Origin of the sequence: Methylibium sp. T29-B, assembly GCF_000576225.1 — a bacterium.
Lineage (GTDB): Bacteria > Pseudomonadota > Gammaproteobacteria > Burkholderiales > Burkholderiaceae_C > Methylibium > Methylibium petroleiphilum.
Map to the genome: position 1 here is coordinate 13,202 of NZ_AZSN01000032.1, position 21,842 is coordinate 35,043.

14 protein-coding genes and 4 pseudogenes are annotated in these 21,842 nt (G+C 68.0%); 1 reads left to right on the forward strand and 17 read right to left on the reverse strand.

Going from position 1 to position 21,842, the window contains the following annotated elements; translation table 11 throughout:
• Window positions 1-36: 36 nt before the first annotated feature.
• The 4 genes from Y694_RS07600 to Y694_RS07615 form a co-directional block, all read right to left on the reverse strand.
• Entirely contained in the window at window positions 37-753 is a 717-nt protein-coding gene (locus Y694_RS07600) for a hypothetical protein (RefSeq protein WP_011830664.1), read from the reverse strand.
• Window positions 750-1,913 carry an ammonium transporter gene (locus Y694_RS07605; protein WP_197028760.1) on the reverse strand — a complete coding sequence of 388 codons (1,164 nt, stop codon included), beginning with the start codon at window positions 1,911-1,913 and terminating at the stop codon, window positions 750-752. The genes Y694_RS07600 and Y694_RS07605 overlap by 4 nt, the downstream gene beginning before the upstream one ends.
• Before the next feature lie 268 nt (window positions 1,914-2,181).
• Entirely contained in the window at window positions 2,182-4,224 is a 2,043-nt protein-coding gene (locus tag Y694_RS07610; RefSeq protein WP_036231338.1) for a molybdopterin-dependent oxidoreductase, read from the reverse strand.
• Window positions 4,203-4,565, reverse strand: a complete 363-nt coding sequence (locus Y694_RS07615) for a hypothetical protein (RefSeq protein WP_129448524.1) — start codon at window positions 4,563-4,565, stop codon at window positions 4,203-4,205. The genes Y694_RS07610 and Y694_RS07615 overlap by 22 nt, the downstream gene beginning before the upstream one ends.
• 150 nt (window positions 4,566-4,715) lie before the next feature.
• On the opposite strand from Y694_RS07615, the pseudogene Y694_RS07620 reads away from it, so the two are divergent.
• Window positions 4,716-5,908: pseudogene (locus Y694_RS07620) on the forward strand (M20 aminoacylase family protein).
• A 6-nt stretch (window positions 5,909-5,914) separates the two neighbouring features.
• On the opposite strand, the gene Y694_RS07625 reads toward Y694_RS07620, so the two are convergent.
• The 13 genes and pseudogenes from Y694_RS07625 to Y694_RS07685 form a co-directional block, all read right to left on the reverse strand.
• Window positions 5,915-6,544: an HAD family hydrolase gene (locus Y694_RS07625; protein ID WP_036231342.1), complete on the reverse strand. Its 630-nt coding sequence runs from the start codon at window positions 6,542-6,544 to the stop codon at window positions 5,915-5,917.
• Window positions 6,541-8,175, reverse strand: a complete 1,635-nt coding sequence (gene pgi, locus Y694_RS07630) for a glucose-6-phosphate isomerase (protein WP_036231344.1) — start codon at window positions 8,173-8,175, stop codon at window positions 6,541-6,543. The genes Y694_RS07625 and pgi overlap by 4 nt, the downstream gene beginning before the upstream one ends.
• Window positions 8,175-9,125: a transaldolase gene (tal, locus tag Y694_RS07635; RefSeq protein ID WP_036231346.1), complete on the reverse strand. Its 951-nt coding sequence runs from the start codon at window positions 9,123-9,125 to the stop codon at window positions 8,175-8,177. The genes pgi and tal overlap by 1 nt, the downstream gene beginning before the upstream one ends.
• Window positions 9,126-9,207: 82 nt before the next feature.
• Window positions 9,208-9,489, reverse strand: a complete 282-nt coding sequence (locus Y694_RS07640) for a lipid asymmetry maintenance protein MlaB (protein WP_011830672.1) — start codon at window positions 9,487-9,489, stop codon at window positions 9,208-9,210.
• Window positions 9,490-9,622: 133 nt separating this feature from the next.
• Window positions 9,623-10,108, reverse strand: a pseudogene (locus Y694_RS27065) (phospholipid-binding protein MlaC); the annotation flags it as partial.
• A gap of 164 nt (window positions 10,109-10,272) precedes the next feature.
• Complete coding sequence (locus Y694_RS07650) at window positions 10,273-11,061, reverse strand: VacJ family lipoprotein (protein ID WP_011830674.1); 789 nt, start codon at window positions 11,059-11,061, stop codon at window positions 10,273-10,275.
• Window positions 11,058-11,540 carry an outer membrane lipid asymmetry maintenance protein MlaD gene (gene mlaD, locus Y694_RS07655; protein ID WP_011830675.1) on the reverse strand — a complete coding sequence of 161 codons (483 nt, stop codon included), beginning with the start codon at window positions 11,538-11,540 and terminating at the stop codon, window positions 11,058-11,060. The genes Y694_RS07650 and mlaD overlap by 4 nt, the downstream gene beginning before the upstream one ends.
• 32 nt (window positions 11,541-11,572) lie before the next feature.
• Complete coding sequence (mlaE, locus tag Y694_RS07660; RefSeq protein ID WP_036231351.1) at window positions 11,573-12,355, reverse strand: lipid asymmetry maintenance ABC transporter permease subunit MlaE; 783 nt, start codon at window positions 12,353-12,355, stop codon at window positions 11,573-11,575.
• Window positions 12,352-13,191, reverse strand: coding sequence for an ABC transporter ATP-binding protein (locus tag Y694_RS07665; protein ID WP_051495637.1), 840 nt, complete (start codon window positions 13,189-13,191; stop codon window positions 12,352-12,354). Before Y694_RS07665 ends, mlaE begins: the two co-directional genes overlap by 4 nt.
• 124 nt (window positions 13,192-13,315) lie before the next feature.
• Window positions 13,316-14,781: pseudogene (locus Y694_RS07670) on the reverse strand (glutamate synthase subunit beta).
• Window positions 14,782-14,819: 38 nt separating this feature from the next.
• A pseudogene (locus Y694_RS07675) lies at window positions 14,820-19,558 on the reverse strand (glutamate synthase-related protein).
• A 126-nt stretch (window positions 19,559-19,684) separates the two neighbouring features.
• Complete coding sequence (locus Y694_RS07680) at window positions 19,685-20,281, reverse strand: transposase (protein ID WP_231497583.1); 597 nt, start codon at window positions 20,279-20,281, stop codon at window positions 19,685-19,687.
• A gap of 157 nt (window positions 20,282-20,438) precedes the next feature.
• Window positions 20,439-21,710 carry a porin gene (locus Y694_RS07685; RefSeq protein WP_036231366.1) on the reverse strand — a complete coding sequence of 424 codons (1,272 nt, stop codon included), beginning with the start codon at window positions 21,708-21,710 and terminating at the stop codon, window positions 20,439-20,441.
• Window positions 21,711-21,842 lie beyond the last annotated feature (132 nt).

Genomic DNA, 21,842 nt, shown 5'->3' on the forward strand with positions numbered 1-21,842 from the left:
GCAGTCTACGGCTCCATGCGGACAGGTCGGCGGGCGCTACAGGTAGCGGCGGATGCCGGTCAGCGCCGGGACACCACTGGCCTCGAGCCGGTCGACGGCCTGCGTGAAGCAGGCGTCCGCGCGCACCGGCCCCAGCAGTTCGGCGAGTGCCACGTACATCACGTTGATCAGCAGCGTGCCATGGCCGCCGGCCGGCCAGTCGCCATCGAGCGTGCTCACCTGCCCGCTCCACCACAGCGACGCCGCGTGCTGCTGGGGTCGCGGCAGGCTGGCCGCGTGGCGGATCAGCGCGCGGCGCACGCGCGCCGGCGTCAGGCCGACCGGCAGATCGCGCGAGAGCTGGGCCTCGATCGCCGCGAAGAAGGCCTGCAGGGCCGCCACCCCCTCGCCCAGCCGCGGCGCCACCGGGGCGACGGAGCCCGGTGGCAGGCTGCCCGGCTCGGTGGACTCGAAGGGTTGCGAGGACAGTGGATCGTCCGGCAGGCGCCGCGGGTCACTCTGCAGCGCGCGGAAGATCCTGAGGTGCAGCTCGGCTTCCTTGCCGGCCAGGCCGAAGCCGTCGGCGATCTGCCGGCAGTAGCGGCTCAGGCCGAGGAACAGCGCGCCGCGCCCCTGGAACTGCTGGCACCACAGCATCACCGCGTCGCGCACGCGCGGCGCCTCCAGGTACTCGGCCAGCGCGTGCGCCAGCGCACGCCGCACAGTGACCGGATCGTTGTCGCGGCTTGCCATCGTCGACGCACCGCCGCTCATCGCTTGCCCCGGTGCACCGCGTCCTGCTGGAACTCGGGGTAGCCGATCTCGTAGTGCTCGGTGAAATCGAGGCCGCGCTGCTCGTCGAGCGTGCTGGCGCGCAGGCCCATGCTGCGGGCCAGCAGCCAGTACATCAGCAGCGCGGTGCCGAAGGACCACACGAAGGCGACGCCGCAGCCGATCGCCTGCACGCCGAGCTGCCGCAGGTCGAACATCGCGTCGTGCTTGAACAGCCCGGCCGCCAGCGTGCCCCAGACGCCGCCGACCGCATGCACCGAGACGGCTCCCACCACGTCGTCGATGCGACCCGCCTCAAGCAGCCAGCCGGCCAGCACGCTCAGCCCGCCGGCCACGAAGCCGGTGAGCAGCGCATAGGCCGGCTCCATCACGTGGCAGCCCGCGGTGACGCCGACCAGGCCGGCGATGCTCCCGTTGACGGCCGCCGTCATCAGCACCGGCTGGCGGCCGAGCGCCAGCATCGCCAAAGCGCCGATCGCCCCCGCCGCGCCGGACAGGTGGGTGTTGAGCACGATCTTGCCGATGCCCACCGTGGCCGCGGCGGTGCTGCCGCCGTTGAAGCCGAACCACCCCAGCCACAGGATGAACCCGCCGAGCGCCACCGAGGTGAGGTTGTGGCCGAGCATCGGGCGCGCCTCGCCGTTGGGTCCGAAGCGTCCGAGCCGGGGCCCGATCACCAGGACGGCAGCGAGCGCCGACCAGCCGCCCACCGAGTGCACGACGGTCGATCCGGCGAAGTCGATGAAGCCCATCTCGCGCAGCCAGCCCTGGCCGGAGAACAGCGAGCCCCAGGCCCAGGACCCGAACACCGGGTAGATGAGCCCGGTGATGAGCACGGAGCTGACGATGTAGGCCCAGAAACGCGCACGCTCGGCGATCGCGCCGCTGACGATGGTGGCGGCGGTGGCGGCGAACATCATCTGGAAGAACAGCAGCCCGTAGTCGGCCTCGGGCATCGCGTGCGGCAGGAAGCGGTCGGTGCCGATCCAGCCGCTGGCATTGGCGCCGAACATCAGGCCGAAGCCCACGGCCCAGAAAGCGACCGCGCCGAAGCACGTGTCGCAGTAGTTCTTCATGATGACGTTGATCGCGTTCTTGGCGCGGCTCATGCCGCTTTCCAGCAGCGCGAAGCCGGCCTGCATGAAGAACACCAGGCGCCGGCGGCCATCATCCAGACCATGTCGGTCCCGGACTTCAGCTGTTCGATCGTCGTGGGGTCGGCGGCGCGGGAGGCGGCCGCGAGGCTCGCGAGCAGGACGGCGCACGCGAGAGGACGCGCGGCCCGACGGACAGCAGGTTTCAAGACGGATTCCCAACGTTCTGGTGACGCGGCAATGTGGCAAGACACATGCCACCGCGCTGGCCAGCGACCGGACTTCCACGCGACGCATCGGCCGCGTGACGGACTGCTCAGTCCGCGCGCACCTCGACCAGGCAGTCGTAGAAGCTCGGGGCCCGACCGAGGTCGGTGAGCTTCTGGTGGGTGACTTCGTTCACGTTGCTGCCGCGCACGCCGAGCTTGCGCCACCAGATGCCCAGGCCGTTGACCACACCGGGGCGCGCCCGCTCGCTGAGCACGGCCTTGCACCAATACTGGCCGCGCTCGTTGAAGACACGCACCAGCGCACCATCGTGGATGCCGCGCGGCGCCGCGTCGCCCGGGTGGATCTCCAGCACCGGCTCGCCCTCGATGTCGCGCAGGCTCTTCACGTTGACGAAGCTGGAGTTGAGGAAGTTGCGCGCCGGCGGCGAGATCATCGCCAGCGGATAGGCCGCAGCGAGCTCGGGCGTGCTCTGCGCCGACTCGTGGTTGGGCACGTGGTCGGGCACGCCCCAGCCGGGCGCGTCGATGCGGCAGCGCCCGCTCGGCGTGGGGAAGCCGCCGTCGGCGAACGGCGCCTCGGGCAGCGGCAGCTGGACCCAGCCGTGTTCACGCAGCTCGTCGAAGCGCACGTGGCGGCCGAAGGCCTGGCGGGCGATCGCCTCGTCGCTGTCGCCGAAGCAGGGGTCGACATAGCCCATGCGCGCGGCGAGGCGCCGGAAGATCTCGGTGTTGGGCAGCGCCTCGCCCAGCGGCGCGACGGCCGCTTCGTTGATCAGCACCGAGGTGTGGCCGTAGCTGCGGTGCACGTCCAGGTGCTCGAGCTGCGTGGTCGCGGGCAGCACGAAGTCGGCGTGGTCGGCGGTGTCGGTGAGGAAGTGCTCCAGCACCACGGTGAACAGATCCTCGCGCGCGAAGCCCCGCACGACCTGGGGCGATTCGGGCGCCACCGCGACCGGATTGCTGTTGTAGACCACCAGCGCCTCGATCTTCGGGCCGAAGCCGGCCGAGCTCTCGCGCAGCAGGTCGTCTCCGATGGTGCTCATGTTGATCGTGCGCGGACGGCGCGCGCCCAGCAGCTCGGGCCGCTGCAGGGCGCCGTGGTCGATCGGGTACCAGCCGCTGCTCGACAGCAGCAACCCGCCGGCGCGATGCCGCCAGGCGCCGATCAGGCAGGGCAGCGTGGCGATCAGGCGCACCGCGTTGCCGCCGCCATGCACGCGCTGCATGCCGTAGTTGAGGCGGATCGCGGCCGGCCGTGTGCCGCCGTAGTCACGCGCCAGGCCACGCACCTGCTCGGCGTCCAGGCCGCAGACGGCGGCGGTGCGCTCGGGCGTCCAGGCGAGTGCCTTCTCGCGCAGCGCTGGCCAGCCCTCGGTGTGGCGGTCGATGTAGTCATGGTCGAGCCAGTCGTTGACGATCAGCTCGCGCATCAGGCCGAGCGCCAGCGCACCGTCGGTGCCGGGCAGCAGCGCAAGGTGCTGGTGGCACTTGTCGGCGGTCTCGGAGCGGCGCGGATCGATGCAGACCAGCTTCGCGCCGGCGCGCTTGGCCGCCTGGGCGTAGGTCCAGAAGTGCAGGTTCGACGCGATGCTGTTGCTGCCCCAGATCAGGATCAGCTTCGCTTCGGCGAAGTGCTCCACGTGCATGCCGACCTTGGCACCGTAGCTCGCCGTCAGCGCCTCGCCGCCGGCGCTGGCGCAGATGGTGCGGTCGAGCAGCGAGGCCCCCAGGCGGTGGAAGAAGCGCGCGGCCATGCTTTCACCCTGCACCAAGCCCATCGTGCCGGCATAGCTATACGGCACGATGGCCTGCGGGTCGCGCGCAGCGATCGCCTGCAGGCGCGTCGCGATGACGTCCAGCGCCTCGGCCCAGCCGACCCGCTCGAAGCGCCCGGCGCCCTTGGGCCCGACGCGCCGCAGCGGGTGCAGCACGCGCTCGGGGTGGTAGGTGCGCTCGGGATAGCGCGAGACCTTGGTGCACAGCGCGCCGTGGGTGGTCGGGTGGTCGGCGTCGCCCTGGACCTTCACCGCGCGGCCATCGCGCACCGTGACGCGCAACGCGCAGGTGTCGGGGCAGTCGTGCGGGCAGGCGCCGCGCACGCTGCGGGTCAGCCCGCCGTCGCCTTCCACTTGCCGTCCACCTTGCAGAGCTGCTGCTCGCTGCGGGCACTGAGCGCCTTGTGCCGGTTCTCCATCACCACCACGCGGCAACCCGCGCGCTCGCCCTCGCGCGCCGTGACGCTCCCCTCGCTGCCGCTGCGGTCGTTGCGCCAGGTCACCGGCACGCCCAGTTCGGGCGCGGCCAGCGCCTGCGTGACGGCGGCACGGTAGAGCTTGAAATCCTGCTCGTTGAAGCGGCTGATCGGCGTGTTGCGCAGGAAGCCGTAATTGGCGACCTGGGCCAGCGCCGCACTGCCGGCGGCCAGCGCCCCGAACGCCACGGCGGCACCGACAAAGCTTCGTCCTCTCATCGCGGTCCTCCCTGCCGCCCGCGTCTCGGCCGGCCCGGCATGGAGTGTGCCTCGTGCCGGCGGAGGCTGCAGAACGACCCTGTCGCGGCTGCGTCGCCGGGCGCGGCATTACCATGCGAGGTGGAATCTTCGCCCGCTGGGGAGACGCCGATGCAGTTGATCGAATCCATCCTCGCCGACAGTGCCGCGGTCACCGCGATCCGCCGAGACCTGCACGCCCACCCCGAGCTGTGCTTCGAGGAGCGCCGCACCGCGGACGTGATCGCCCGGACCTGGGTGACTGGGGTATCCCGGTGCATCGCGGGCTGGGCACGACCGGTGTGGTCGGCATCGTCAAGAATGGCTCGTCTGACCGCGCGATCGGCCTGCGTGCGGACATCGACGCGCTGCCGATCACCGAGCACAACACCTTCCCCCACGCCAGCCGCCACGCCGGCAAGATGCACGCCTGCGGCCATGATGGTCACACCGCGATGCTGCTCGCGGCCGCCCAGCACTTCTCCAGGCACCGGAACTTCGACGGCACCGTCTACCTGATCTTCCAGCCGGCCGAGGAAGGCGGCGGCGGCGCGCGCGAGATGATCAAGGAGGGGCTGTTCGAGCGCTTTCCGATGGAGGCCGTGTTCGGCGCCCACAACTGGCCTGGGCTGAAGGTCGGCCAGTTCGCGCTGAAGACCGGCCCGGTGTTCGCGAGCAGCAACGAGTTCCGCATCACCATCCAGGGCAAGGGCGCGCACGCGGCGATGCCTCATCTCGGTGTCGATCCGGTCCCGGTGGCCTGCCAGATGGTGCAGGCCTTCCAGACCATCATCACGCGCAACAAGCGCCCGCTCGACACCGGCGTGATCTCCGTGACGATGATCCACACCGGCGAGGCCACCAATGTCGTGCCCGACAGCTGCGAGATCCGCGGCACCGTGCGCACCTTCACGACCGAGGTGCTCGACCTGATCGAGCAGCGCATGCGGACCGTCGCCGACGCCACCTGCGCGGCCTTCGAGACGCGCTGCCGCTTCGAGTTCTCGCGCAACTATCCGCCCACCATCAACCATGCGGCGGAGACCGCATTCGCGCAGTCGGTGATGACCGAGGTGGTGGGCGCCGAGAACGTGCTGGAGTTCGAGCCGACGATGGGAGCCGAGGATTTCAGCTACTACCTGCAGCACCGGCCCGGCTGCTATTTCGTCATCGGCAACGGCGACGGCGCGCACCGCGAGGGCGGACACGGCCTGGGCCCTTGCATGCTGCACAACCCGAGCTACGACTTCAACGACGACCTGATCCCGCTCGGGGCAACGCTGTGGGTGCGGCTGGCCGAGCGCTGGCTGGGCACGCCACGCTGACGGATCCTAGAGCCAGCCCTGCTCGCGCAGCGCCGCCTCGCAGTCGGCCGGCCCGGTGAAGTGCAGCGCGCGCCAGCCGGCGGCGCGGGCCGCCTCGATGTTGCCGGCGTGGTCGTCGATGAACAGGCTGCGCGCCGGGTCGATGCCGAAGTCGAGCTCGGCACGCCGGAAGATCGCTGGCTCGGGCTTCATCAGGCCGATGCGCGCCGAGAACAGCCCGGCCTCGAACCACGCCAGGAAGCCGTGCCGGCGCTCGAGGTGGTCCGCATACGGCGCCGGCATGTTCGACAGGTAGTACAGCGGCCGCCGGGCGTCGCGCAGCGCTCGCAACAGCGCCACCGTGCCGGGCTCGGGCTCGAGGTGGGGCGGGATCGCGTCGATCACCGCCCTCACCTCGGCGGTGGCCAGCCCGGTGCGCACGGCGATGCGCGCCGCCAGCGCGTCGGCATCGAGGCTGCCGCGGTCGAACCCGGCCCAGTCGCTGCCGGGGCGAAAGCCCTGGAAGATGCGCTCGGCCAGCGCGCGTGCACCACTGTCGTCGGTGGCGTGCTGCGGCAGCACCTGCTGCAGCAGCGCCAGCGGCTGCCAGCGGAACACGACCCCGCCGAAGTCGAAGACGACGGCCGGACGCGTCACGCGCGCAGCTTCCGCAGCAGACCGGCCGTCGAGGCGTCGAGTCCGCTCGCGTCACCGCTATCCAGGCGCGGCAGCAGTTCGTTGCACATCGCCTTGCCGAGCTCGACCCCCCACTGGTCGAAGCTGTTGATGCCCCACACCACGCCGCTGGTGAAGACGCGGTGCTCGTACATCGCGATCAGCGCGCCCAGCGCAGCCGGATCGAGGCGCTCCAGCAGCAGCGTGGTGCTCGGTCGGTTGCCTGGGAAGCTGCGGTGCCGCGCCAGCACGTCGCGCGGCATGTCGGCTGCGGCCGTCGGGGCCCGCTCGGCCAGCGCCTGTGCCTCGCTTTTGCCCGCCATCAGCGCCTGGGACTGCGCTAGGCAGTTCGCCAGCAGCTTGCGCTGCTGTTCGGCCAGCAATGGCTGAAGGGCCGGCGGCAGATCGAGGTGCGCATGGCTGGTATCGCGCACGGCGATGAACTCGACCGGGATCACGTCGCTGCCCTGGTGCAGCATCTGGAAATAGGCGTGCTGAGCGTTCGTGCCCGGTTCGCCCCAGACCACCGGCGAGGTCGCGAACGGCAGCGGCTCGCCGTCGCGGTCGACGCACTTGCCGTTGCTCTCCATCTCGAGCTGCTGCAGATAGGCCGGCAGGCGGCGCAGGCCCTGGTGATAGGGCGCGACGCTGCGGCTCGTCAGCCCGTGGAAGTTGCGGTACCAGACGTCGAGCAGGCCCAGCAGCACCGGCAGGTTGCGCTCCAGCGGCGCCGTCGCGAAATGGCGATCCATCGCATGGGCGCCGCCCAGCAGTGCGCGGAAGTGCGTGGCACCCAGCGCGATGGCCACCGGCAGGCCGATGGCCGACCACAGCGAGTAGCGGCCGCCGACCCAGTCCCAGAAGCCGAAGGTGGTGTCGATGCCGAAGGCCACCGCGGCGTCGACGTTGGTGGTGGTCGCGACGAAGTGGCGAGCGATGTCGCGTCCACCGCGCGCCAGGAACCAGGCCTTGGCCGTCTCGGCGTTGGCCATCGTCTCCTGGGTGGTGAAGGTCTTGGACGCGATGATGAACAGCGTGCTTTGCGGATCCAGCTGCGTCAACAGCGGTGCGAGCTCGTGGCCGTCGAGGTTGGAGACGAAATGGCTGCGCAGGCCGGCCTGCGTGTAGGCCTGCAGCGCGGGCACCGCCATCTGCGGCCCGAGGTCGGAGCCACCGATGCCGATGTTCACCACATCGGTGATGCCACTGTGCGCGGTGTCGCGCACGCGCTCGGCAAAGGCCAGCATCGCATCGAGCGTCGCGTGCACCTCGCTGCCGTGGGGCGCTGCGTCGCGCGGCGCCCGCAGCGCGGTGTGCAGCACGGCGCGGCCTTCGGTGTTGTTCAGCGGTGCGCCGGCGAGCATCGCGTCGCGCCGCCCTTCCAGGCCGACCTCACGCGCCAGACGCAGCAGCAGCGCCAGCGCGGGCGCATCCAGCCAGTTCTTCGACAGATCGGCGAACAAGTGGGGGGCCTCGACACCGAAGCGCTCGAAGCGCCGCGCATCGCCGGCGAAGGCGGTGCGCAGGTCGAAGTTCGCGGCCGACGCGGCGAAATGCGCGCTCAAGTCCGCCCAGGCCGCCGTGCGGTCGCCACGCACCCAGTAAGCGGACATCACAGCGCCTGGATCAGCCGGTCGAGCTGCGCGGCGTCGACCGCGAAGGCACGGATGCCCTCGGCGAGCTTTTCGGTGGCCATCGCGTCCTCGTTGAGTGCGTAGCGGAAGCTCGCCTCGTTGAAGCTCAGCGCCTTGGCATCGCAGTGCAGCGCGGCATCGACGTCGAGTGCCCGCACCACCGTCGCCTCGCTGGCCTGCAGCTGGGCCAGGAGCTCCGGCGAGATCGTCAGCAGGTCACAGCCCGCCAGTGCCAGGATCTGCCCGGTGTTGCGGAAGCTGGCGCCCATGACCTCGGTCTCGATACCGAACTTGCGGAAGTAGCGCCAGATCTGCGCCACCGACTTCACGCCGGGATCATTGGCACCGGCATTGGCGGCCTCGTCCCAGCGCGCGCCGGCCGCCTTCTTGTGCCAGTCGTGGATGCGCCCGACGAAGGGCGAGATCAGCCGCACGCCCGACTCGCCGCAGGCCACCGCCTGGCAGAACGCGAACAGCAGGGTCAGGTTGCAGTGGATGCCGTGGTGCTCGAGCGCCTTGGCGGCCTGGATGCCTTCCCAGGTGGCGGCGATCTTGATCAGCACGCGCTCGCGAGCGATGCCCTCGGATTCGTACAGCGCCATGATGCGCTGGGCCCGCGCCACGGTGGCCGCGGCATCGAAGCTCAACCGGGCGTCGACCTCGGTCGAAACGCGTCCCGGGACGACGTTGAGAATTTCGCAGCCGAAGCGCACCAGCACGCGGTCGACGATCGCGTCGAGCGGCTGGCCGCGGTGCGCCGCGGCGGTCTGCGCCAGCAGCGGCGCATAGGCCGGCTGGCTGACGGCCTTCAGGATCAGCGACGGGTTGGTGGTGGCATCGCGCGGCGCGAAGGCCGCGATCTGCTTGAAGTCGCCGGTGTCGGCGACCACGGTGGTGTAGGCCTTGAGCTGCTCGAGTTGGCTGGACATGGGCTTCGCGCACGACACGGTCGAGTGAGCGTCGATGGTAAACCGACACCCGTCCCGCACCGCGCCCGCCAGGGCACCGAACTCACGCCTGCACTGGCGAGGGCGTGAGCAAATCGTCGATCCCGTAGAGCCGGGACAGCTCGCTGAGCTTCTCGGGCACGGCCGTCAGCTCGAAACGCTTGCCCCAGGCCTGGGCGAGTCGGCGGCATTCGAGGAGCACGGCCAGTGCCGTGGAGTCGAAGCGCTGCAGCTGCGATCCGTCGATCACCAGCAGCGGCTCGGCCTCGCGCTCCAGCGAGACCTTGAGCAGCCGCAACGTGTCGCGCGCCTCGTTCAGGGTCAGCGTCTCGGGCAGCAGCAGCATGCCCGCTCAGCCCCGGGCGCCAGCGCTCTTGTTGCGCTGGGCCAGTTCGGCGATCAGGCGTCCATGCCCTTGGCTTGATGATGGGCATCCACTGCTGCTGGTAGCTCAGGCCGAGGCGGATGCCCAGCACATCCAGGTCGTGGATCTTCCAGGCATCGCCGGTCCGACGCAGGTAGTAGTTGATGGGCACCGGATCACGCTGGCCGACGATCTTGGTGCGCACGATGACTTCACCGGGGTTGTCCGGACTCTTGACGACCCGGCCGAACTCGATCGTCTGGTCGCGTACCTGCGCGAACGCCGCCGCGTACTGGCGCACCAGCATGACCTTGAACTCGTCCTGGAGCCGGGCGCGCTGGTCCGGCGTCGCCTGACTCCAGGCCGCCTTGCCGGCAGCGAACTCGGTCATGGCGTCGAAGTCCACGTGCGGCAGGATCTTGGCGTCGACCAGCGCGAGGATGCGCTGGGTGTCGCCACCCTGGATGGCCTTGTCGGCTTGATGGAATCGAGCACCTCGGTGGACACCTGCTTGACCAGGCCGTCGGGCGTCTGCGCCACGGTCTGGGCCAGCGCGACGCCGTGCGCCAGACCGAGGGCGACCAGACTCAGCGACAGGAATTGACGTTTCAGCATGTTTGTTTGCCTTTCAGTGGAAACGACCACGATCGAGCCTTTTGGAGACCGTTTGCGGCGACAAGTTCGCCACGCTACATGACGTTGCAATGAGGTTCAACGCGGCGCAGCGCTCGGGGTTTCAGGATCGGGCGCATCACCACGCCGCGCTCAGGGTCGGGCCTGTGGCACTGGCGCACTGGCGGGCTCCGCCGGCGCAGAGGCAGGAGTAGCCGGTTCATCGGGAACGTAATCCTCTTCGACCGCTCCTGCATCGCGACGCCGGCCGTCCTCCACCAGGCTGCGGCGGCGCTGCAGGTAGGCGTCGCGCACGAAGCTGTACTTGTCGAGCGCGATATCGTCGAGCAGCCCGGTGGCGTCGAGCAGCCCCGCGCGCGTGTTGATCACGCGCAGGCCGGTCAGCGCATTGCGCAACCGGACCGATTCGACCACCTGGTCCGGCGAGGCCAGCAGGTCGACCGGCAGACCGACCGCATCGCGCGCCGAAGACGGCCCCAGCACCGGGAGCACCAGGTAGGCACCGGCATCGAAGCCCCAGACGCCCAGCGTCTGGCCGAAATCCTCGTAGTGCGGCGCGAGGCCCAGCGCGGAGGCCCAGTCGACGAAGCCGACGAGGCCGAACACGGTGTTCGTGCCGAAACGCATCACGTCGTTCGCACTGTCGCCGAAGCGGCCCTGGAGGATCAGATTGAAGGCCGACCAGACATCGCGCAGGTTGTTGAAGAAGTTGTCGATGCCCTGGCGAGCGACCGAGGGCACAACCTCGCGATAGACGCGCGCCGGCGGCGCGATCAGGTACTGGTCCACCGTCTCGTTGAACGCGAAGGTCTTGCGGTTGAGCTTCTCCAGCGGGTCGGGCTGCTCGACGGTGGCGCAGCCGACGAGGCCGAGCGCCAGGGCCACCGCCAGGATCGCCGATCGACAGACACCCGATTTCACTTCTTCGCTCCCTCGCCGTTGTTCGAGTCGGACGACTTGCTGTACAGGAACTGGCTGATCAGGTTCTCCAGCACCACCGCCGACTGCGTGACGCGGATCTTGTCGCCGGTGACCATCAGCTTCTCCTCAGTGCCTGGCTCAAGGCCGATGTACTGCTCGCCGAGCAGCCCAGACGTGAGGATTTTGGCCGAACTGTCCGCCGGGAAGCCGAAGCGCTTCTCGAGATCGATCTCGACGCGGGCCTGGTAGGTGTCGGCATCGAAGCCGATCGCGACCACGCGCCCGACCACGACACCGGCGCTCTTCACCGGCGCGCGCACCTTGAGCCCGCCGATGTTGTCGAAGCGAGCCGAGACCGTGTAGGTGTCGTCGAAGCTCAGGCTCAGCAGGTTGCCGGCCTTCAGGGCCAGGAACACGATCGCCGCGGCACCGATCATCACGAACAGACCGACCCACACGTCATGCTTGGATTTCTGCATCTTCCTACTCCTGACGGGCGCCTCGTCCGTCGTCAAATCGAGAACATCATCGCCGTCAGCACGAAATCGAGCCCGAGCACGGCGAGCGAGGCCACGACGACGGTGCGTGTGGTGGCCCGGGACACACCCTCCGGCGTCGGTTGGCAGGTGTAGCCCTCCCACAGCGCCACGAACGTCACCGTGACACCGAACACGATGCTCTTCACGATGCCGTTGCCGACATCCTTGAACACGTCGACCCCGCCCTGCATCTGCGACCAGAATCCGCCGGCGTCGATGCCGATCAGCAGCACGCCGACCGCCCAGCCTCCCAGGATGCCGACGGCACTGAACACCGCTGCCAACAGCGGCATCGCGAAGACACCGCCCCAGAAACGCGGCGCGAGCACCCGCTGCACCGGGTCGACCGCCATCATCTCCATCGCGGTGAGCTGCTCGCCGGCCTTCATGAGACCGATCTCGGCGGTGAGCGAGGTGCCCGCGCGCCCGGCGAACAGCAGCGCGGTGACCACCGGGCCGAGTTCGCGCACCAGCGACAGCGCGACGAGCAGGCCGAGCGCTTCCGACGAGCCGTAGCGCTGCAGCGTGTAGTAGCCCTGCAGGCCGAGCACGAAGCCGACGAACAGGCCCGACACGGTGATGATCGCGAGCGAGTGGTTGCCCAGGAAGTGCACCTGGTCGACCACCAGCCGCCCGCGCCGCAGGGCCGGACCGAAGCTCGCGAGCATGCGCCCGAACAGGCGCGCCGCGGCACCCAGGCCTGTGAGCTGGGCGCGCACCGCGTATCCGACGTCCGACGGGCGGTACCAGCTCATGAGGAGCCCACCTGGAAGTCCTCGTTCGCGCTCGCGGCGGGGTAATGGAAGCGCACCGGGCCGTCGGCCTGGGCGTCGACGAATTGACGCACCAGCGGATCCTCGCTGGCCCGCATCTCGGCTGGCGTGCCTTGCGCGACCACACCGCCGTTGGCAATGAAGACCACCTGGTCGGCAATCGAGAAGGTCTCGTCGACATCGTGCGAGACCACGATGCTGGTGATGCCGAGCGCCCGGTTGAGCTCGCGGATCAGCCGTGCGGCCACGCCCATCGAGATCGGGTCCAGACCCGCGAAGGGCTCGTCGTAAAGCATCAGTTCGGGGTCGAGCGCGATCGCCCTGGCCAGCGCCACACGGCGCGCCATGCCGCCGGACACCTCACTCGGCATCAGATCGCGAGCACCGCGCAAGCCAACGGCGTTGAGCTTCATCAGCACCAGATCGCGGATGATGGCTTCGCCGAGCCCGCTGTGTTCGCGCAGGGGAAACGCCACGTTGTCGAACACCGACAGGTCGGTGAACAGGGCGCCGAACTGAAACAGCATGCCCATGCGGCGCCTCGCCGCATAGAGGCCGTCCCGGCCCAGCGTGGCGAGGTCGGTGCCGTCGAACAGCACCTTGCCGCTCATCGGCTCGAGCTGACGACCGATCAGTCGCAGCACCGTTGTCTTGCCGCCGCCCGAAGTGCCCATCAGCGCGAGCACGCTGCCGCGCGGTACGACCAGATCCACGTCGCGCAGGATCACGCGCTCGCCGTAGCCGCACGTGACATGCTGGAGTTCGACGAGAGCGTTCGGGTCGCGGCCGGGGATCGACGGCGCTGTTGGACTTGTCATGGGCCGAAGTGAAAAAGCCGAATCAGAGGACCCGGCTTCGCGGATGATAGGGGATACCCGGGGCGCCTGCTGCGCAGCGCCCGGAGGCCGGCCCGTCCGCACGGGCTCGGCGTTGCGGCAGGCCCTAGCGGGGCAGGTCGCTGTATCCCATCAGGAACTCGTCCACGGCGCGGGCGGCCTGGCGCCCTTCGCGGATCGCCCACACCACGAGCGACTGACCACGCGGACGTCTCCGGCAGCGAACACCTTGGGCACATTGGTCTGGTAGCCCCCGGTGAAGTCGGTCGTCGCCTTGGCGTTGCCGCGGCTGTCCTTGTCGATGCCGAAGGCGTCGAGCACGGTCGACACGGGGCTGACGAAGCCCATCGCCAGCAGCACCAGATCGGCCTTGAGCACCTGCTCACTGCCCGGCACCTCGACCATCTTGCCGCCCTGCCACTCGACGCGCACGGTCTTCAGCGCCGTGACCTTGCCCTTGTCGCCGATGAACTCCTTGGTGGCGATCGCGAACTCGCGCTCGCAACCCTCGTCATGGCTGGAGCTGGTGCGCAGCTTGTACGGCCAGTAGGGCCAGGTGAGCTCCTTGTTCTCCTGCTCCGGCGGCATGGGCATCAGCTCGAACTGCGTCACGCTCTTCGCGCCGTGGCGGTTGCTGGTGCCGACGCAGTCGCTGCCCGTGTCGCCACCGCCGATCACGATGACATGCTTGCCGTCGGCGCGGATCTGGCCCTTGAGCTTGTCGCCGGCATTGATCTTGTTCTGCTGCGGCAGGAACTCCATCGCGAAGTGCACGCCGTCGAGATCACGCCCCGGCACCGGCAGGTCGCGACTCTGTTCGGCACCCCCGGTCAGCACGACGGCATCGAACTCGGCCTTCAGCTGCTCGGGCGACACGATCTCCTTGGCCCAGTTCGTGACCTTCGAGCCTTCCGGCAGGTGACCGACCAGCACGCCAGTTCGGAACACCACCCCTTCGGCCTTCATCTGCTCGACGCGCCGATCGATGTGCGTCTTCTCCATCTTGAAGTCGGGGATGCCGTAGCGCAGCAGGCCGCCGATGCGGTCGTTCTTCTCGAACAGCGTGACGGCGTGGCCGGCCCGCGCGAGCTGCTGTGCCGCCGCCATGCCGGCCGGCCCCGAGCCGACGACCGCCACCGTCTTGCCGGTCTTGTGGCGCGCAGGCTGTGCCTGCACCCAACCCTCGGCCCACGCGCGATCGATGATGGCGTGTTCGATGCTCTTGATGCCGACCGCGTCGTCGTTGACATTGAGGGTGCAGGCGGCCTCGCACGGCGCCGGGCAGATGCGCCCGGTGAACTCGGGGAAATTGTTCGTGCTGTGCAGCACCGCGATCGCGTTCGCCCAGTCGCCTCGGTACACGAGGTCGTTGAAGTCGGGAATGATGTTGTTGACCGGACAGCCGCTGTTGCAGAACGGCGTGCCGCAGTCCATGCAGCGCGCGCTCTGGACCTTGGCTTCCTCGTCCTTCAGCCCGATGACGAATTCCTTGTAGTGCTTGAGCCGCTGCTCGACCGGCGCGTAGCCTTCCTCGAGACGCTCGTATTCCAGAAATCCGGTGACTTTTCCCATGGTGTGATGCTCCGTGCGGCCGCTCTGGAAGGCCGGCCTCAGGCCTTGGCCTTGCTCGACTTCTTGTCGTTGGTCCTGGCCTTGGCGATGGTCTCGCTGGCCTCCTTCTTGGCGTGGATCTCGCCCAGCGCCCGCTTGTACTCGTGCGGGAAGACCTTGACGAACTTGCCGCGTGCCGCCGGCCAGTGGTCGAGGATGTCGCGCGCGCGCAGCGAGCCGGTCCAGCGGTGGTGGTCCTCGATCAGCTTGCGCAGCAGCACCTCGTCGGCTACGCCCTTGTGGAAGATGGCGGCCTCCTGGGTGCTGCGCTGTTCGTCGGCCGTGAGTACCTTGTCCATCGCGACCATCGCGGTGTTGCAACGCTGCGAGAAGCTGCCGTCTTCGTCGTAGACGTAGGCGATGCCGCCCGACATGCCGGCCGCAAAGTTGCGCCCGGTCTTGCCGAGCACGACCACCGTGCCGCCGGTCATGTATTCGCAGCCGTGGTCACCGGTTCCTTCGACCACCGTGGTCGCGCCCGACAGTCGCACCGCGAAGCGTTCGCCGGCGACGCCGCGGAAGAAGGCCTCGCCGCTGGTGGCCCCGTAGAGCACCGTGTTGCCGACGATGATGTTCTGCGTGGCGTCGCCTCGGAAGTCGATGCTCGGGCGCACCACCACGCGGCCGCCGCTCAGACCCTTGCCGGTGTAGTCGTTCGCATCGCCGATCAGGTAGAGCGTGATGCCCTGCGCCAGGAAGGCGCCGAAGCTCTGGCCGCCCACGCCTTCCATCTGCATGAAGATGGTGTGGTCGGGCAGGCCTTCGGGCCGGTGGCGGATCAATTCGCCCGACAGCATGGCGCCGACGGTGCGGTTGACGTTGCGCGTCTCGTCCATGAACTGGACCTTCTCGCCACGCTCGATGGCTGGACGGCACTTCTCGATCAGGCGCACGTCGAGGGCCTTGGCCAGGCCGTGATCCTGCACGTCGACCTGGCGACGCGGCACGTCCGCGCCCACCTGCGGCAGGTGGAACACACGCCCGAAATCGAGGCCGCGCGCCTTCCAGTGCGACACGCCCTTCTTGGTGTCGAGCAGATCGGCGCGACCGACCAGTTCGTCGAAGCTGCGGATGCCCAGTTGCGCCATGATCTGGCGCGCTTCCTCGGCAACGAAGAAGAAGTAGTTGACGACGTGCTCGGGCTTGCCCTGGAACTTGGCGCGCAGCACCGGATCCTGCGTTGCCACGCCCACCGGACAGGTGTTGAGGTGGCACTTGCGCATCATGATGCAGCCCTCGACGACCAGCGGTGCGGTCGCGAAGCCGAACTCGTCGGCCCCGAGCAGCGCACCGATCACGACGTCGCGGCCGGTCTTCATCTGACCGTCGGCCTGCACGCGGATGCGGCCACGAAGACCGTTGAGCACCAGCGTCTGCTGGGTCTCGGCCAGGCCAAGCTCCCAGGGCGTGCCGGCGTGCTTGATGCTGGACCACGGCGAGGCCCCGGTACCGCCGTCGTGACCGGCGATCACCACATGGTCGCTCTTGGCCTTGGCGACGCCGGCGGCGATCGTGCCGACACCGACCTCCGACACCAGCTTGACGCTGATGGAGGCGCGCGGGTTGGCGTTCTTCAGGTCGTGGATCAGCTGCGCAAGGTCCTCGATCGAGTAGATGTCGTGGTGCGGCGGCGGCGAGATCAGGCCGACGCCCGGCACCGAGTAGCGCAACATGCCGATGTACTCGGACACCTTGCCACCCGGCAACTGGCCGCCCTCGCCGGGCTTCGCGCCCTGGGCCATCTTGATCTGGATCTGGTCGGCCGAGACCAGGTACTCGGTCGTCACGCCGAAGCGCCCCGACGCCACCTGCTTGATCTTCGAGCGCAGCGAATCGCCGTCCTTCAGCTCGTAGTCGGCCTCGATCACCTTGCTGCCGACCACTTCGCTGACCATCGTGCCCTGCTTGATCGGGATGCCCTTGAGCTCGTTGCGGTAGCGCGCAGGGTCCTCGCCGCCCTCGCCGGTGTTGGACTTGCCGCCGATGCGGTTCATCGCGATCGCGAGGGTGCTGTGCGCCTCGGTGCTGATCGAGCCGAGCGACATGGCGCCGGTGGCGAAACGCTTGACGATCTCGCTGGCCGGTTCGACCTGATCGAGCGGGATGGCCTTGCTGGGGTCGAGCTTGAACTCGAACAGCCCACGCAGCGTCATGTGCCGGCGCGACTGGTCATTGATCAGCTGTGCGTATTCCTTGTAGGTGTCGAACTTGTTCGCGCGCGTGCTGTGTTGCAGCTTCGCGATGGCGTCCGGCGTCCACATGTGCTCCTCGCCGCGTGTACGCCAGGCGTACTCGCCACCGGCGTCGAGCATCGTCGCCAGGACCGGGTCGTCGCCGAAAGCTGCCCTGTGCATGCGCAACGCCTCTTCGGCAACCTCGAACACGCCGATGCCGCCGACTTGCGAGGCCGAGCCGCGGAAGTACTTCTCGACCAGCGGCTTGTTGAGGCCGATCGCCTCGAACAGTTGCGCACCGCAGTAGGACATGTAGGTCGACACGCCCATCTTGGACATGATCTTCGACAAGCCCTTGCCGATCGCCTTGACGTAGTTGTAGATCGCCTTGTCGGCCGAAAGGTCGCCTGGCAACTCCTTGTGCAGCGAGGCCAGCGTCTCCATCGCGAGGTAGGGGTGCACGGCCTCGGCGCCGTAGCCGGCAAGCACGCCGAAATGATGCACCTCACGCGCCGAGCCGGTCTCGACCACCAGGCCGGCGGTGGTGCGCAGGCCCTCGCGAACCAGGTGCTGGTGGATCGCCGACAGGGCCAGCAGCGCGGGGATCGCGATCTGGTCGCGGCTCATGCGACGGTCGGTGATGATCAGGATGTTGTGGCCGCCCTGGATCGCGTCCACCGCCTCGGCGCACAGCGATGCCAGCTTGGCCTCCACGCCCTCACCGCCCCAGGCGTACGGATAGACGATGTTGAGCTCATACGACTTGAATTTGCCGTGCGTCGGCTTCTCGATGCTGCGCAGGCGCGCCATGTCCTCGAAGTCGAGGATGGGTTGCGCGACCTCCAGCCGCATCGGCGGGTTGACCGCATTGATGTCCAGCAGGTTGGGCTTGGGGCCGATGAAGCTGTTCAGCGACATCACGATCGCCTCGCGGATCGGATCGATCGGCGGGTTGGTGACCTGCGCGAACATCTGCTTGAAGTAGCTGTACAGCGGCTTGTTCTTGTCGGACAGCACGGCCAGCGGCGAGTCGTTGCCCATCGATCCGATGCCCTCTTCCCCGGTCTGGGCCATCGGACTCATCAGGAACTTGATGTCTTCCTGCGTGTAACCGAAAGCCTGCTGGCGATCGAGCAGGTTTTCGGCAAAGGCCGGCGCGGCCTCGGCCGGCGCGGCGATGGCGTCGAGCTTGATGCGCACGTTCTCGATCCACTGCCGGTAGGGCTTGGCCGAGGCGTAGGTGTTCTTCAGTTCCTCGTCGTCGACGATGCGGCCCTGTTCCAGGTCGATCAGAAACATCTTGCCGGGTTGCAGGCGCCACTTCTTGACGATCTTGTTCTCCGGGATCGGCAGCACGCCGGACTCGGAGGCCATCACCACCAGATCGTCGTCAGTGACGATGTAGCGGGCCGGACGCAGGCCGTTGCGGTCGAGGGTGGCGCCGATCTGCTTGCCATCGGTGAACACCATCGCGGCGGGACCGTCCCACGGCTCCAGCATTGCAGCGTGGTATTCGTAGAAGGCACGGCGCCGCTCGTCCATCGTCGCATGCTGCTCCCACGCCTCCGGGATCATCATCATCGCGGCGTGAGCCAGCGGGTAGCCGGCCATCGTCAGCAATTCCAGCGCGTTGTCGAAGGTCGCGGTGTCGGACTGGCCATCGAAGCTGATCGGATACAGCTTGTTCAGGTCATCCCCCAGCACCGGCGACTTCATCACGCCCTGGCGCGCGCGCATCCAGTTGAAGTTGCCCTTGACGGTGTTGATCTCGCCGTTGTGCGCCACCATCCGGTAGGGGTGCGCCAGCGGCCATTCCGGGAAGGTGTTGGTCGAGAAGCGTTGGTGCACCAGCGCAAGCGCCGACACCGTGCGTTCGTCTTGCAGATCCAGGTAGTAAGTGCCCACCTGATCAGCAAGCAGCAAACCCTTGTAGATGATGGTGCGGCAGCTCATGCTGGGCACGTAGTACTCGTGGCTGTGCGTGAGCTGCAACTTCTGGATCGCCGCCGATGCCGTCTTGCGGATCACGTAGAGCTTGCGCTCCAGCGCATCGGGCACGATCACGTCGGCGCCACGGCCGATGAAGATCTGACGGATCACCGGCTCCTTGGCCCGCACCGTGGGCGACATCGGCATGGCCCGGTCGACCGGCACGTCGCGCCAGCCCAGCAGCACCTGCCCTTCGGCGTGCACGGCGCGCTCCAGCGCCTGCTCGCAGGCCAGTCGCGAGGCGTGTTCCTTGGGCAGGAAAATCATGCCGACACCGTACTCGCCGGGCGGCGGCAGTTCGATGCCCTGGAGAGCCATCTCGCGCGGTAGTACTCGTCGGGAATCTGGATCAGGATCCCAGCGCCGTCACCCATCAGCTTGTCAGCCCCGACCGCGCCACGGTGATCGAGGTTCTCCAGGATCTTCAGCCCCTGGCCGACGATGCTGTGTGCCTTGACGCCCTTGATGTGCGCCACGAAGCCGACGCCGCAGGCATCGTGTTCATGGGCCGGATCGTAGAGGCCTTCGAGGCGAAGGGTGTCGATGTCTTGCTGGCTTGGGGCGGACGAGGTCACGGCGCTCTCCTGGCGGGAAACGGCCGAGAGATTACGGCAGCGCAGCAAAACTGACAATCAAAAAATTCAGGGTCAGATTCTTATTATTGAGCGCTCGACACTGGTGCGAAATTAAATGGTGACATATCAAATTTGGTGCGCCGGCCGAATCTTCGGTGGTCGGCCTCTGGGCCTCGGCGCGACCGGTCGTGACGAGGCAGAGGCCAGTTGCGCGACGAAACGGTCGGATCCCAGCGCCCAGCCCCCCCGCAGTGCCGCTTCGATGGCCTGCACCTGGCGGTCCGGTAACGCGTGCTCGAGCATGCTGCCGTAGGCCATCTCTCGCTCGAAGGGTGTGTTGCCAAGCGCCCAGTACGCCGCCGGATGCACCAGGAACGGGTCCGCAGCGTGACCGCGGTGGGCCGCTTCGCTGGAACATGGCAGCGACACGGCTGCTGCCGCCTGAGCGCCATGCCCCAGTCGTTCGACATACACCATGCAAGGCAGCAACCACGAGGTCGGTTCGATGACGGCCGCCCGGAAGCGGCCTTCCCACAAGCCGCCAACACGGCCGTGGCGTCGGTTGAAGGCCGACGCATGCCGGCGCGCCACCGATTGCATGACCAGGCTCAGACCACTCGCCTGATCGGGCGTAGCCACCAGATCGAGACGCGACTCGAGCACCGAGTAGGCGTGGATTGCGACGTGATGCTGCGCCGCCACCTCGCGCAGCAACTGCAGCAATGACTGGCGGTCGGTGTCATCCTGCACCATCGTCTGGCCGTGCTGCGCGCGCTGGCTCACCACGTGCGGCAGCGCCGGAACGATCAAGCGGGGCAATCGGGCCATGGCGCGCGAGGGTACACCGCGGCAGCGGCGCGGGCCGCCGGCCGCAGGGGACTCAGAAGCGGTGGCGCAGCGCCAGCGCGATGTTGTGAGCGCCCTTGCCCGCCTCGGAGGTCACACCGCCGAAGAATCCGCCGCCGCCCGGGGCGGCCTGAGCGTTGTCGTCATTGTCGAAGCGGGTCAGCACGAAATTGACGTCGGTGCGCTTCGAGAGTGCATAGGTGTAGACAGCGCCGTAGGACTGAACGTCCGCATCGGCGATGGTGCGATCGTCGTAGTGGTTGTAGGCCACCGTCACGGTGCTCGGGCCGAAGTTGAAACGATAGCCCACGTGGAACAAGCGGGAATCCTGGCGCAACGCACGCTCGAAAGCATTGCCGATCAAGGTGGCGAGCGGCGCAAATGCGGGGCTCGGGTTTTGTGCGATCAAGCCCGCAGTCACGTCCGCGCCGACGCCAGGATTGTCGTCCTTGAAGGTCGCATAGAGCGTCGACAGCTTGCCAGGACCCAGGTCCACCGAAGCACCCAGCAGCACATCCGTCAGAGCCTTGTCGCCGACGGCATTGTTGTTGGTGCCGTAGGCCGCCCCCACCGCGAAGCCGTTGCCCTTGTAGTACGCGTTGGCACTCATGTAGCGGTTGTTGGAGGTGGAATCACCGGTTTCGCCGAAGGCATACATCAGCGTGGCCGTGAAACCATCCTTCTGCAGTCGATAGGCCAGGGCGTTGCTCTTGCGGATGTCGACTGCCGCCGGCAGCGTGGCGATCTGTGCGGCCGACAGGCTGGAATCGGTCTGCATCGAATCGAACACGTAGAACATCTCGTAGGCCGGCGTGTACTGCCGACCCGCCAGCACGGCACCGACCGGTGTGACGAGACCGACGAACGCCTGCCGGTCGAAGACGTTGTTGGTCAGGTTCACGCCGATCTGGCTGCCCAGTTGCGCGCCGACCTGGTTCACGACGGTCTGGGTCGTCACGCCCGGGGCCAGCGGGATCAGCGGCACGCCGAGGAACTGCAGATCGAGAAAGCGGTCCGGGACTTGGATGCCCGATGCCGCCCGATTGCTGATGGCGCCGGTGTCGGCCTCGAAACGGCTTTCGAGCACGAAGAGCGCGCGGTAGCCACCCCCTAGATCTTCATTGCCCTTGAACCCCCAGCGCGAGCCTTCCATGATGCCGCTCGCCAACCGCGTCTTGGCGGCGTCCTGCCCCGAAACGTAGTTGATACCGGCATCCACGCTGCCGTATAGCGTGACCGAATTCTGTGCCTGAGCCGACGCGGCGAAAACCGATGTCGCGGCCAATGCGATGAGGGTCTTGTTCATGGGAAACGTCTCCTGCAGATTCTCGAATCGGGCCATCGTGGCGCTGCCTCGACAACCTCTGCAAATGACTGTATCGACGCCCCCCGGAGCCCCGTAGCGGGTCAACACGGGGATGTTGCGATTTGCTCACAA